General features: G+C 72.3%; 9 protein-coding genes. 6 read left to right on the top strand and 3 right to left on the bottom strand.

The features are described 5' to 3' along the window. Positions 1–9 precede the first annotated feature (9 nt). The 6 genes from ACLV7J_RS10180 (at position 10) to purF (ending at position 8,493) form a co-directional block, all read left to right on the top strand. Positions 10–615 carry an alpha/beta hydrolase gene (locus tag ACLV7J_RS10180; protein ID WP_411868986.1) on the top strand — a complete coding sequence of 202 codons (606 nt, stop codon included), beginning with the start codon at positions 10–12 and terminating at the stop codon, positions 613–615. A gap of 99 nt (positions 616–714) precedes the next feature. Continuing rightward, positions 715–1,773 carry a threonine synthase gene (gene thrC / locus ACLV7J_RS10185; protein ID WP_411869103.1) on the top strand — a complete coding sequence of 353 codons (1,059 nt, stop codon included), beginning with the start codon at positions 715–717 and terminating at the stop codon, positions 1,771–1,773. A gap of 537 nt (positions 1,774–2,310) precedes the next feature. After that, positions 2,311–3,441: a DNA polymerase III subunit beta gene (dnaN, locus tag ACLV7J_RS10190; protein WP_411868987.1), complete on the top strand. Its 1,131-nt coding sequence runs from the start codon at positions 2,311–2,313 to the stop codon at positions 3,439–3,441. A 4-nt stretch (positions 3,442–3,445) separates the two neighbouring features. Continuing rightward, the gene (locus ACLV7J_RS10195) at positions 3,446–4,420 is read left to right on the top strand and encodes an RNA methyltransferase (RefSeq protein WP_411868988.1); all 975 of its coding nucleotides are present in this window, start codon (positions 3,446–3,448) and stop codon (positions 4,418–4,420) included. Between the two features lie 69 nt (positions 4,421–4,489). Beyond that, entirely contained in the window at positions 4,490–6,913 is a 2,424-nt protein-coding gene (purL, locus tag ACLV7J_RS10200; protein WP_411868989.1) for a phosphoribosylformylglycinamidine synthase subunit PurL, read from the top strand. Between the two features lie 98 nt (positions 6,914–7,011). Next, positions 7,012–8,493 carry an amidophosphoribosyltransferase gene (gene purF, locus ACLV7J_RS10205; protein ID WP_411869104.1) on the top strand — a complete coding sequence of 494 codons (1,482 nt, stop codon included), beginning with the start codon at positions 7,012–7,014 and terminating at the stop codon, positions 8,491–8,493. 37 nt (positions 8,494–8,530) lie between these two features. Here the strand turns inward: purF and ACLV7J_RS10210 are convergent, their stop codons facing one another. The 3 genes from ACLV7J_RS10210 to queG all read right to left on the bottom strand — a co-directional run bounded on the left by ACLV7J_RS10210 (position 8,531) and on the right by queG (position 13,041). Continuing rightward, positions 8,531–11,041 (bottom strand): DNA topoisomerase (ATP-hydrolyzing) subunit A, encoded by a 2,511-nt coding sequence (locus ACLV7J_RS10210; RefSeq protein WP_411868990.1) that lies wholly within the window; start codon positions 11,039–11,041, stop codon positions 8,531–8,533. 93 nt (positions 11,042–11,134) lie between these two features. Continuing rightward, positions 11,135–12,031 carry a hypothetical protein gene (locus ACLV7J_RS10215; RefSeq protein ID WP_411868991.1) on the bottom strand — a complete coding sequence of 299 codons (897 nt, stop codon included), beginning with the start codon at positions 12,029–12,031 and terminating at the stop codon, positions 11,135–11,137. Between the two features lie 26 nt (positions 12,032–12,057). Continuing rightward, positions 12,058–13,041 (bottom strand): tRNA epoxyqueuosine(34) reductase QueG, encoded by a 984-nt coding sequence (queG, locus tag ACLV7J_RS10220; protein WP_411868992.1) that lies wholly within the window; start codon positions 13,039–13,041, stop codon positions 12,058–12,060. Between the last annotated feature and the right edge of the window lie 30 nt (positions 13,042–13,071).

Below are 13,071 nucleotides of genomic sequence, written 5' to 3' on the forward strand. Positions count from 1 at the left end.
CGTTCGCCCATGGCCATCGCCACCCTGCGGGGCCGCCTCAGCGCCAGCGCCGCCGCCGCCACCCTTGGATTGGGGTTGATCGGCGCCAGCCCCGCGGCCCTGGCGGCCGAGCAGGTGGTGTTCGTGAGTGGCGCCTTCCGTCGCTCGATTCCGGTGGCGGACATGGAGCACCTGGCCCAGACCGGCCAGGCCCGCGGCCTGCTGGCCGATGTGATGGCCCTCGGCAAGCAGAAGCCGGCGGAGGTGGCCAAGCTGCTCAACCAGCCCCTCAGCCTGCCGCTGGTGCTCACCAGCCGGCTGCTCAGCACCCGCATCGGCGAGGCGATCCTGGCGCGGGTGGCCACGATCGTGTATCCGCTCAAGGCCAGCTCGGCGGGGGTTCCCGCCCTCAAGGCCGGCGTGATCAACGGCCTGGTGAGCGGCAACGGCAGCCTCACGGCGGTGGGCTTCCTCAAGGCCTACCCGAACGATGAGATGGAGGTCAGCATCCCGGCCCTGCTCCAGATCATGAGCAAGGCGAGCTCGATCAGCGAGCTGGTGAAGTTCTTCTCCGACTCACCCCTGGATGGCCTGCGGGGCGAGGAGGGCCAGAAGCCGGCGAAAAACGCCTCCTGAACAGGGTTCTGGCCCGGGCCGTAGATTCGGCCCAGCCCCCCCTTGCCGCCCGTGCCCCTGCTGTCCTCCCTGCGCCGGCGCCTGGGACCCAAGCCCTCCATGCAGGACTGGCCGGGTCTGATCGAGGGCTACCGCCGCTGGCTGCCGGTGTCGGACAAGACACCCGTGATCACCCTGCGGGAGGGGGCGACGCCGCTGATTCCCGCGCCGGTGATCGCCGAGCGCATCGGCAAGGGCGTGAAGGTGTTCCTCAAATACGACGGCCTCAACCCCACGGGCTCCTTCAAGGACCGGGGCATGACCATGGCCATCAGCAAGGCCAAGGAAGCCGGCTCCGAGGCCGTGATCTGCGCCAGCACCGGCAACACCTCGGCCGCCGCGGCCGCCTATGCCCGCCGCGGCGGCATGCGGGCCTTCGTGCTGATCCCCGATGGCTACGTGGCCCAGGGGAAGCTGGCCCAGGCCCTGCTCTACGGCGCCGAGGTGCTGGCGGTGAAGGGCAACTTCGACAGGGCCCTGGCGATCGTGCGCGAGGTGGCTGAGCAGTACCCCGTCACCCTGGTGAACTCGCTCAACCCCTACCGCCTGCAGGGCCAGAAGACGGCCGCCTTTGAGGTGGTGGATGCCCTGGGCGAGGCGCCCGACTGGCTCTGCATCCCCGTGGGCAACGCCGGCAACATCAGCGCCTACTGGATGGGCTTCAACGAGTACAAGGCCGCGGGCCACAGCCGCAAGCTGCCGCGGATGATGGGCTTCCAGGCGGCCGGCGCCGCACCGCTGGTGCTGGGCCACACCGTGGAGCAGCCGGACACGATCGCCACCGCGATCCGCATCGGCAACCCGGTGAACAGGGAGAACGCCCTCAAGGCCCGCGCCGAGAGCAACGGCGACTTCATGGCGGTGACCGACGCCGAGATCATCGAGGCCTACAAGCTGCTGGGGGCCGGCGAGGGGGTGTTCTGCGAGCCCGCCAGCGCCGCCTCGGTGGCGGGCCTGCTCAAGCGGCGGGAGGAGGTGCCCGCCGGCGCCACGGTGGTGTGCGTGCTCACCGGCAACGGCCTCAAGGACCCCACCACGGCCATCGAGCACAACGACTCGAAGTTCCACACGGGCCTGGAGCCCGTCACGGCCACCGTGGCCCAGGTGATGGGCTTCTGAGCGGAGCCGCGGCCAGGGTCCGGTCGCGCTCGCGACCCGGCCCTGAACGGGGCCGACCTCCGGACCGATCCCCCAACCCCGATCCCCTTCAGCCCCGTGGTGCCTCGGCACTGCGGGGCTTTGTGCTGGGCGCCCCGACCGCCCACCAACCACCCCGGCCGTCCACAACCAGTTGAACAAGCGCCTGTCCGCAAGCTGGGGAAAAGCAGCGGAGGACCTTGGGAGAGGGGAACGGGCCCGACCCGGCAAGTCATCAGACCGTTTTCCCCAGGAGCGGGAAACAGTGGAAATCAGGGCTCTGTCCCGAAATCCAAAACCTGATTCCCCAGCCTGGGGTAAGCGAAAAGGCTGTGATAGCAAGGGATCTGTGCAGTTCTTGCCGTTTTCCCCACCCCCTACGGCTACTGGGTTGTTTTCTTCTCTAAGAAGATTTCAATCCGTTGGACAGTCGGGCAGCGGGTCGCGGGGATCCGGCCGGCCAGGCCCGTTGCGGATCGGGACGCCTTGTGGAACCGTGGAGGGCCCCCATGCCGCGCCATGAAGCTGGTCTGCTCCCAGGCCGAACTCAATGCCAGCCTTCAGCTGGTGAGCCGGGCCGTGGCGGGCCGCCCCACCCATCCGGTGCTGGCCAACGTGCTGCTCACCGCCGATGCCGGCACCGGCCGCCTGAGTCTCACGGGGTTTGACCTGAGCCTCGGCATCCAGACCAGCCTGCCGGCCTCGGTGCAGAGCAGTGGCGCCATCACCCTGCCGGCCCGCCTGTTCGGCGAGATCGTGGCGCGCCTCTCGTCCGACAGCCCGATCACCCTCAGCTGCGAGGAGGGCAGCGAGCAGGTGGAGCTCACCAGCCAGTCGGGCAGCTACCAGATGCGGGGCATGCCCGCCGACGACTTCCCCGAGCTGCCGCTGGTGCAGAGCGGCACCCCGATCCGCCTCGATCCCGAGGTGCTGGTCAAGGGCCTGCGGGCCACCCTGTTCGCCAGCAGCAGCGACGAGGCCAAGCAGCTGCTCACGGGCGTGCACCTGGGCCTCGATGAGCAGGGCCTGGAGTGCGCCGCCACCGATGGCCACCGCCTGGCCGTGCTGCGCCTCGACAACACCACCCCCGGCACGGGTCTGATGGACGTGACGGTGCCGGCCCGCTCGCTGCGGGAGCTGGAGCGCCTGCTCTCGGCCCGCAGCGGCGGTGATCCGGTGAGCCTGTTCTGCGATCGGGGCCAGGTGGTGTTCCTCTGGGCCGACCAGGTGCTCACCAGCCGCAGCCTCGATGGCACCTACCCCAACTACCGCCAGCTGATCCCGGAGAGCTTCGCCCGCTCGCTGGTGGTGGACCGCCGGGCCCTGGTGGCGGCCCTGGAGCGGGTGGCGGTCCTGGCCGATCAGCACAACAACGTGGTGAAGATCACCAGCGATCCGGTGGCGGGCCAGCTGCAGATCAGTGCCGACGCCCAGGACGTGGGCAGCGGCTCCGAGGCCGTGGCCGCCGAGGTGAGCGGCGATGCGATCCAGATCGCCTTCAACGTGCGCTACGTGCTCGAGGGCCTCAAGGCCATCGCCGCCGAGCGGGTGGAGCTGCGCTGCAACGCCCCCACCACCCCCGTGGTGCTCTCCCCCCAGGACGACGGCGGCTTCACCTATCTGGTGATGCCGGTGCAGATCCGCAGCTGAGCCGGTGTCCCTGCCGGAACAGCTGCTGCTGAGCGACCTGCTGCGCCGCCGCATGCGCGATGCCCAGGGGGTGGACCACGGCCCCGGCGTCCTGGCCTGGATGCACCCGCCGGTGCACCGGCTGCTGGGCTGGATCAGCAAGCCCTCGGCCTTCGGCGATCGGCGCCTGGCCTGGCGGCTCAACCAGCTGCGGGGGCTGGCGGAGCTCGAGCTGTTCGTGGAGGGGGAGCCCGCGGTCACCGACCTGATGACGGTGGAGCGCCTGCCGACCCTGATCGAGGCGGCGCTGGTGGGCCAGGGCGGCGCCGTGCTCGGCAGCGTGGCCGATGCCGCCGTGGAGCTGCGCACTGGCCGGATCCGCCACTACCTGGTGGCCCGCAGCGATCCGCGCCTGCCGGGCACCAGCCGCTGGCGCCTGGCGCCCGATCGCATCGTCGATCAGCAGCCTGGCCAGGTGGTCACCGCCCTGCAGGGTCTGGACGATCTGCCCCTGGCCCGCGCCAGCGTGCGCCAGCAGTTCCTGCGCCGCTCCCGCCGCTGGCGCGACCAGGTGCAGGAGGAGACCGGCCGCCTGCGGGACCAGTTCCAGCAGGTGGGCGACCGCTTTGAGGAGCGCCTGGAGGGCTGGCTGGAGGAGCCCCCCTGGGACGAGGGCGCGCAGGCGCCGGACTGGGAGGACCGCGGGCCGGAGCGGGACTTTGACCCGGAACCGGAGCCGCGGCGTCGGCCCACGGCGGCACCTGAGGCCGAGAGGCGCTGGCCGGGCCCCGAGCGCGAGCCGGACTGGCGCCCGCCCGAACCGTCCGCCGAGGCCTGGGATGACGACGACTGGGGCCTGGAGGAGCCCGAGCCGGAGGTCGCGGCCTGGGATCGCCCCTCCGATCCACCGGACGGCCCTGAACCCCGCCGCTCCCGCTACGGCGGCGCCTTCCGCGATGGGCCGCCATCCCCCGCCCCGGACGACGACCCCTGGGTCTGAGGGACGCTCTCGAGCCTCCGGCCCCGGTGAGTCGCTCGGCGAGACTGGAACCCACTTGCCCAGCTCCCCGTGGTCGTCGCCCCACCCGAGTACTCCGTTCCTGAGGCCCTCAAGAAGGAGAACCTGCGCCAGGCCGACTACGACGAGATCTGCCGCCGCCTCGGCCGTGCCCCCAACCGGGCCGAGCTCGGCATGTTCGGGGTGATGTGGTCGGAGCACTGCTGCTACCGCAACTCGCGGCCGCTGCTGCAGGGCTTCCCCACCACCGGCCCGCGCATCCTGGTGGGCCCCGGTGAGAACGCCGGCGTGGTGGACCTGGGTGAAGGCCAGCGCCTGGCCTTCAAGATCGAGAGCCACAACCACCCCTCGGCCGTGGAGCCGTTCCAGGGCGCCGCCACGGGCGTGGGCGGCATCCTGCGCGACATCTTCACCATGGGCGCCCGGCCCATCGCCCTGCTCAACGCCCTGCGCTTCGGCCCCCTGGAGGACGAGCGCAACGTGGGTCTGATGGAGGGCGTGGTGGCCGGCATCGCCCACTACGGCAACTGCGTGGGCGTGCCCACCGTGGGCGGGGAGGTGGCCTTCGACCCCAGCTACTCCGGCAACCCCCTGGTCAATGCCATGGCCCTGGGCCTGATGGAGACGGAGGAGATCGTCTGCTCGGGCGCCGAGGGCGTGGGCCATCCGGTGGTCTACGTGGGCAGCACCACCGGCCGCGACGGCATGGGGGGCGCCAGCTTCGCCTCGGCCGAACTCACCGACGCCTCCCTCGACGACCGCCCCGCCGTGCAGGTGGGCGACCCCTTCCTGGAGAAGGGCCTGATCGAGGCCTGCCTCGACGCCTTCAAGAGCGGCGATGTGGTGGCGGCCCAGGACATGGGCGCCGCCGGCCTCACCTGCAGCTGCTCGGAGATGGCCGCCAAGGGGGGCCTGGGCATCGAGCTCGACCTCGACAAGGTGCCCGCCCGCGAGGCCGGCATGACCCCCTACGAGTTCCTGCTGAGCGAATCCCAGGAGCGGATGCTGTTCGTGGTGAAGCCCGGCCGCGAGCAGGCGCTGATGGAGCGCTTCACCCGCTGGGGCCTGCAGGCGGCGGTGGTGGGCCGGGTGCTGCAGGAGAACGTGGTGCGGGTGCTGCAGAACGGCGCCGTGGCCGCCGAGGTGCCCGCCAGCGCCCTCGCCGACGACACGCCGATCAACCACCACGACCTGCTCAGCGAGCCCCCGGCTGAGATCCAGGCCCACTGGCGCTGGCGCGAGGCCGACTTGCCCGCGGCCACGGCCGCCGGCATCACGCCGGCCGGCGGGGCGTTCGCGGGCCAGAGCCTGGGCTGGGGCCCGGTGCTCCGCGCCCTGCTCGATGACCCCACCATCGCCTCCAAGCGCTGGGTGTTCCGCCAGTACGACCACCAGGTGCAGGCCAACACCGTGCTGCCCCCGGGCGGCGGCGATGCGGCGGTGGTGCGGCTGCGGCCCCAGCTGGGCCAGGGTTCCCTCCAGGCCGTGACCCGCGGCGTGGCGGCGGTGGTCGACTGCCCCAACCGCTGGGTGGCCCTCGATCCCGAGCGCGGCGGCATGGCGGCGGTGGCCGAGGCCGCCCGCAACCTCAGCTGCGTCGGCGCCGAGCCCCTGGCCGTGACCGACAACCTCAACTTCCCCTCACCGGAGACCCCCACCGGCTACTGGCAGCTGGCCCTGGCCTGCCGCGGCCTGTCGACCGCCTGCAGCGCCCTGGAGACCCCCGTCACCGGCGGCAACGTCTCCCTCTACAACGAGACCCGCCGGCCCGACGGCTCGATGCAGCCGATCCATCCCACGCCGGTGGTGGGCATGGTGGGCCTGGTCCACGACCTCAGCCAGGTGCGCGGCCTGGCCTGGCGGGAGGCGGGGGACCTGATCTGGTTGCTGGGTGCCCCCCTGGAAACGGGCGCCGCCCCCGCCGGGGCCCACGGCACCGCCGCCGCTGGCCCCGATCCCCGCGTGGGCCTGGCCGGCAGCAGCTACCTGGAGCGCCTGCATGGCCAGGTGACCGGCCGGCCGCCGGAGATCGACCTGGCCCTGGAGAAGGCCGTGCAGGCCTTCCTGCGTGAGGCGATCGCCGCCGGCCTGGTGGCCTCCGCCCACGACCTCAGCGACGGGGGCCTGGCGGTGGCCGCGGCCGAGGCCAGCATCGCCTCGGGCCTGGGGGCCCACCTGGAGCTGCCCGCCGGCTCGGTGCGCCTCGATCGGCTGCTGTTCGCCGAGGGTGGGGCCCGCATCCTCGTGAGCGTCCCCCCGGCCCAGACCGCCGCCTGGCAGCAGGCCCTGGATCAGGCCGCCGCCGCCGGCCGCCCGGTGCCGGCCCAGTGCCTGGGGGTGGTGGAAGCTGACCCCGAACTCTCGATCACCCAGGCGGGCACCTCCCTGCTGCGGGAAGACCTGGAGCCCCTGCGCCAGGCCTTCGAGCAGGCGATTCCCCGCCGCATCGGCGCCGCTGTGCCTCCGACCCACTGAGGCACAATGATGAAACGAACCTGAAGGTGGGATGGCCCGTGCCGATCGACCAGCCTGACCAGCCCACCCAGGTCCTGCCGGCTGCGCCCGCTGCCAGCATCCCTGCAGCCAGCACTGCGGCCACGCCGGAGCGGCCCGACAAGCCCGAGGAGGCCTGCGGCGTCTTCGCCGTGCTGGCCCCGGGGCAGCCGGTGGCCAACCTCACCTACTTCGGCCTCTACGCCCTGCAGCACCGCGGCCAGGAGTCGGCCGGCATCGCCGTGTTCGACGACGGCCAGGTGCGCCTGCACAAGGACATGGGCCTGGTGAGCCAGGTGTTCGACCAGGACGTGCTGGAGCGCATGCCCGGCAGCCTGGCCATCGGCCACAACCGCTACTCCACCACCGGCAGCAGCCGCGCCTGCAACGCCCAGCCCGTGGTGCTGATGACCCGCCTGGGCCCCTTCGCCCTGGCCCACAACGGCAACCTGGTGAACGCCGGCGAACTGCGCGAGGCCATCGCCGCCGACACCCCCGAGGCCGAGTTCACCTCCACCACCGACTCCGAGCTGATCGCCTTCGCGCTGCAGCACGCGGTGAATGGGGGGCTCGACTGGGACGGGGCGATCCGCCAGGCCGCCGGCCGCTGTCGCGGTGCCTTCAGCCTGGTGATCGGCACCCCGGAGGGCCTCTATGCCCTGCGGGACGGCCACGGCATCCGGCCCCTGGTGTTCGGCCACATGGGCGAGCTGGACGAGGCCCAGTGGGTGGCCAGCAGCGAGACCTGCGGCCTGGACATCATCGGCGCCAGCTACGACGGCGATGTGAACCCCGGCGAACTGATCCACTTCCGCCAGGGCGATCCCACTCCCCACCGGGAGCAGTGGTGCAGCGAACCCGCGAAGCTGTGCGTGTTCGAGATGATCTACTTCGCCCGGCCCGACAGCCGCTTCTTCGGCGAGTCGCTCTACAGCTACCGGGTGCGCATCGGCGAGGCCCTGGCCCGTGAGACCCCCGTGGAGGCCGACATCGTGATCGGCGTGCCCGATTCCGGCATCCCGGCCGCCATCGGCTACTCCCAGCTCAGCGGCATCCCCTTCGGCGACGGCCTGATCAAGAACCGCTACGTGGGCCGCACCTTCATCCAGCCCACCCAGGCCATGCGTGAGGCGGGCATCCGCGTGAAGCTCAACCCCCTGCCGGATGTGCTGGCCGGCAAGCGGGTGGTGGTGATCGACGACTCGATCGTGCGCGGCACCACCAGCCGCAAGCTGGTGGCCGCCCTGCGGGAGGCCGGCGCCACCGAGGTGCACATGCGGATCAGCTCGCCGCCCGTCACCCACCCCTGCTTCTACGGCATCGACACCGACACCCAGGACCAGCTGATCGCCGCCCGCCTCACCCTGGAGGAGATTGCCGCCCACCTGGGCGTCGATTCGCTGGCCTACCTGAGCAAGCAGGGCATGGTGGAGGCGGCCCTGGCCAATGCCAGCCACTTCTGCACCGCCTGCTTCGACGGCGCCTATCCGATCGCCATGGAGGAGTCGCTGCGCAATAGCAAGCTGATGCTGGAGCCGGCCGGCATCGCCGCCACGCTCTGAGTCGGGCGTCTGAGTTGGGGCGCCTGAGGGACGTCCCTCAGGTCGCCTGAATCAGGGGCACCAGGTTCTGCACCGTATCCGTGGCCTTGAGGGTGAGCAGCTCGCCGGCGCCGCTGGCGTCCTCGGGCGGCAGCTGATCGGCCGCCAGCCGCAGGCTGCGGCCATCGCCGAGCACCACCCCCAGCACAGCCGCCTCGCCGCCCTGCAGGTCCACCAGGGCATCACCGCGCCCCTGGAAGCGCAGGCCGATCTGGCCCAGGTCGCCCCGTTCGCAGCGCCGCAGGCCCGTGATCGCCAGGCGCTTGAGTTGCCCCAGGCGGCTGGCCAGCAGCACGCTGCCGTCCTCGCCCGCGCAGGCGGCCCCCACCACGGCCTCGCCCGGCAGCAGCCGCATCAGCATGGGTCCCTGGGCCGTGCGGCCCATCAGCGGCAGGTTGGCCTCCGACACCGCCAGCCGCAGCATCCGCCCGGTGCTGCTGGCCACCACCAGCTCCTCGCCCTCCCGGCAGACCACCACGCGCTGCAGGCTCACGCCCTCCTTGAGCTTGAGCACGGTGGCGGCCCGGCCCGAGAGCTCCTGGACGTCCTCCAGGGGCAGTCGCTTGAAGCGGCCATCGCTGCTGAGCAGCCCCAGGCTCACCCCTGCCGCTGCCCCGCTGCCGCCCGAGCCGGCCCCGGGGAGGGGCAGCACCTGCACCACCGGATCGCCGCTGATGCCATCGGGCAGGAACTTCTCCAGGTTGCCCTGCTGCTGGCCGGCGAATTCCCAGCGCAGCAGCGCCACCCGGCCGCTGGCGGTGAAGGCCAGCAGCGCCGGCTGCTGGGCCACCGGCAGGATCAGCCGCGCCGGGGCCGGATGCTCGCCCGCGTCGGCGGCTTCCTCCAGGTGCAGGCGCCCCAGCAGCTGCGGACCCACGATCTTCACGGCGCCATCGGCCTGGATCAGCAGGCGGCCGTCGCTGGCCAGACCCTCCAGGGCCCGCCGGCGCTGCAGCTCGGCGTTGGGTCGTATGGCCGCGCTGCGCTGGGCCACCAGCTCGTCGCCGCCCTGCACCAGGCGGGTGCGGCGTGGCGTGGCGTAGCGCTTCCTGAGGGCCTTGAGTTCGGCCACCATCGCGTCCAGCAGCGCCGGCCGCTCCTCCAGCAGGTGGCGCAGCTGGCCCCGCTCCAGCCGCAGTTCGTCGGCCTCCTTGCGCAGGCTCTCCTGCTCGAGGCCCGTGAGGCGGCGCAGCGGCATGGCCAGCACCGCATCGGCCTGGCGCTCGCTGAGATCCAGGTGCACCTGCAGGCTGGCCTTGGCGGCGCCGGCGTCGGGGGCGGCGGTGATCATGTCGATCACCTGGCGCAGGGAGCCCAGGGCCTTGGTCAGGCCCTCCACCACCTCGAGGCGGTCTTCGGCCCGCTTGAGGGCGTGGCGGGTGCGGCGGATGATCGTCAGCTCCCGGTATTCCAGGAACTGCTGCAGCAGCTCCCGCAGGTTCAGCTGCACCGGTTTGCCGTGCACCAGGGCCAGCAGGATCGCGCCGTAGTTGCTCTGCAGGGCGGTGCGGCGCTGCAGTTCCGCCAGCACCTTCTCGGGGTCGGCGTCGCGGCGCAGTTCCACCACCACCCGCATGCCCTCGCGGTCGGATTCGTCGCGGATGTCGGCGATGCCGGTGATCTTGCCGTCGTTCACCTGCTCTGCCAGCTTCTCGATCCAGCCCGCCTTGCTGAGCTGGTAGGGCAGCTCGGTGATCACCACGGCGCCGCGGCGGTGGCGACCCTTGCCCGGCTGCACCTCCTCGATGTGGGCCACGCCACGCATCGGGATGCTGCCGCGGCCGCCCAGGTAGGTGTCGCGCAGGCCGCTGCCGAGCAGCACCTCGCCGCCGGTGGGGAAGTCCGGGCCGGGCACCAGCTCCAGCAGCTTCTCGTCGCTCAGCTCGGGCTTGCGGATCAGGGCGATCAGCGCGTCCACCACTTCGCCCAGGTTGTGGGGCGGGATGTTGGTGGCCATGCCCACGGCGATGCCGGTGCAGCCGTTGAGCAGCAGGAAGGGCAGCTGGGCCGGCAGCACCGTGGGCTCCTGCTGGGAGCCATCGAAGTTGGGGGCGAAATCGACGGTGTCGGCGCCGATCTCATCGAGCATCGCCGTGTTGGCGATCGGCGCCAGCCGCGTTTCGGTGTAGCGCATGGCGGCCGGCGGATCGTCGTCCACCGAGCCGAAGTTGCCGTGGCCATCCAGCAGCGGGTGGCGGCTGGAGAAGGTCTGCACCAGCCGCACCAGGGCGTCGTACACCGCCTGGTCGCCGTGGGGGTGGTACTTGCCGAGCACGTCGCCCACCACGCGGGCGCACTTGCGGTAGGGCCGATCCGGGGTGAGCCCCAGCTCGTGCATCGCGAACAGGATGCGCCGCTGCACCGGCTTGAGGCCGTCGCGCACGTCCGGCAGGGCCCGGCCCACGATCACGCTCATGGCGTATTCGAGGTACGACCGCTGCATCTCCTGATGCAGGGCGATCGGCTCGATCGACTTTCCGATCGATTCCTCGGGGCGCTCCTCGGCCATCCGGTGCTGGGCTCTGGGGGCGGAAAGTGGCGCTCAGCCTACAGATCCCGTCCAGGCCAACCCAGCGCCGCTCCGCTGCAGGACCCCGCGGCTCTAGGGCCCCTCGTCATCGCCGCTGCTGGCCCCGGCGTTGGCCTGGGCCCGCTCCACCGCCGTCTTCAGTTCGGCGCGGCCCAGCAGGGTGCGGGTGGCGGAGCGCAGCCGATCCCCCCACAGCTGTTCCTTCTGGTAGCTGTCGAGCACGTAGTTGGGCTCCTCCGCCAGGGCGCTGTTGGCCAGCTCGATCGCCTCCGGGCTGCCGGCCTTGCCGGCATTGAGGGCGGCGGCCAGGGCCAGCCTGGGCTCGGCTGCATCGGCCTTGATCGTCAGCACCCGGCGCCAGCGCTGGATCGCCTCGCCCTCCTTGCCCTGCTCGTAGAGCACCAGCGCCTGGTTGTTGATCGACTCCCAGAAGTCCTTGCGCAGGGCGGCCGCCTGCTCGAAGGCCTCCAGGGCGGCGCTGCGGTTGCCCATCAGGATCTGGGCGTTGCCGAGGTCGAAGTAGCCGCTGGCGTTCTTCGGGTCGAGCTTGAGGCCCTGGCGGATCAGCCCGCTGGCGTCCTTGGGCTTGCCGTCCCGCAGGGCCAGGGAGCCCTCGGCAAACCAGATCCCGGGGTTGTTGGGATCCAGCTGTTTGGCCCGGGCCAGCGCCACGCCCGCCTTCTGGATCTGGTTGCTGCGCAGCTGGGATTCGGCCAGCAGCACCCAGCCGCGCGGATCCTGGGGCAGCAGCTGCACGGTCAGGGCCGCCAGGCGCGCGGCATCCTCCGCCTGGCCCAGCCGCAGCAGCCGGGCGGCGGCCTGGGCGATGCCGAGGCCGGCGGCCTCCAGGTCCCGGTTGCCGGGCACCAGCACGTAGGGCACCAGGGCCTGGGCGGGCCGTGGGATCGCCAGCAGCGCCCCGAGCACCAGGGGGACCGCCGCCAGGGACCTCAACCAACGCGGAGCCATCGCGGCCGTTCCTTCCAACGCCCAGCCTAGGGAGCTCCGGCCGGGCCGTCCCCGGCCCGTGGGCCAGCGCTGGCCGCGCCCTGGGCCGCGGCGATGTTGCGGCGCCACATCCAGGGCTTGATCCGGCGCAGGGCCGAGGCCCGCAGCTTCTCGTCCCAGTCGGCGTCGCTCCAGGCCAGGGCCTGGTCGGGCCTGAGGTCCAGCCACCAGGGCCGCGGCTGCACGTCCGGGTCGGTGCTGCTGGCCAGGGGCCGCTGGTTCCAGGGGCACACGTCCTGGCAGATGTCGCAGCCGGCCACCCAGGGCCCCAGGGCCGCCGCGATCCCGGGGGGCAGCGCCGGGTCGCGGTTCTCAATGGTGTGGAAGGCCAGGCAGCGGCGAGCATCCACCACGAAGGGCTCGGGGATGGCGCCGGTGGGGCAGGCGTCCAGGCAGGCGCTGCAGGCACCGCAGTGGGGCGTGGCCGGCGCGTCGGCCGGCAGCTCGAGGCTGGTGAGCAGATGGCCGAGCAGCAGCCAGGAGCCGCGCTCCCGGTGGATCAGGTTGCCGTGCTTGCCGATCCAGCCCAGGCCCGCCTCCTCCGCCCAGGCCTTGTCCAGCAGGGGGGCGCTGTCCACGCAGGCCCGCCAGCGCACCCCCGGCACCTGCTGCTCCAGCCAGCGGCCCAGCTGGCGCAGGCGGCCGTCGATCACCCGGTGGTAGTCGCGCCCCCAGCCGTAGCGGGCCACCGCCAGGCTGCCCGGCGCCCGCTCGGCGGCCACGTAATAGGAGAGGCCCACGGCCACCAGGCTGCGCACCCCCGGCAGCAGCTGCTCCACCTGGCGGCGGCGCGGGTCCGCCATCCAGGCCATGGAGGCCTGGTGGCCCGCCGCCAGCCAGCGCTCCAGGGCGGCGCTGCGCAGGGCCAGCCGCGGGCCGCCGGGCACGGCGGCGATGCCCACCGGATCAAAGCCCAGCCGTCCCGCCTCTTGCCGGATGGCGTCCGCCAGCTGGGCAGGTTCGGTGGCCACCCGTACAGTTGCGCGATTGCGCCATCTTCC

This window comes from Vulcanococcus limneticus LL, from assembly GCF_943369875.1.
Classification (GTDB): domain Bacteria; phylum Cyanobacteriota; class Cyanobacteriia; order PCC-6307; family Cyanobiaceae; genus Vulcanococcus; species Vulcanococcus limneticus_A.

Bases quoted from the DNA above. Each gene is read 5' to 3' on its own strand.
- ACLV7J_RS10180 (WP_411868986.1), top strand. From the start codon at position 10: ATGGCCATCGCCACCCTGCGGGGCCGCCTCAGCGCCAGCGCCGCCGCC.
- thrC (WP_411869103.1), top strand. From the start codon at position 715: ATGCAGGACTGGCCGGGTCTGATCGAGGGCTACCGCCGCTGGCTGCCG.
- dnaN (WP_411868987.1), top strand. From the start codon at position 2,311: ATGAAGCTGGTCTGCTCCCAGGCCGAACTCAATGCCAGCCTTCAGCTG.
- ACLV7J_RS10210 (WP_411868990.1), bottom strand. From the start codon at position 11,041: ATGGCCGAGGAGCGCCCCGAGGAATCGATCGGAAAGTCGATCGAGCCG.
- ACLV7J_RS10215 (WP_411868991.1), bottom strand. From the start codon at position 12,031: ATGGCTCCGCGTTGGTTGAGGTCCCTGGCGGCGGTCCCCCTGGTGCTC.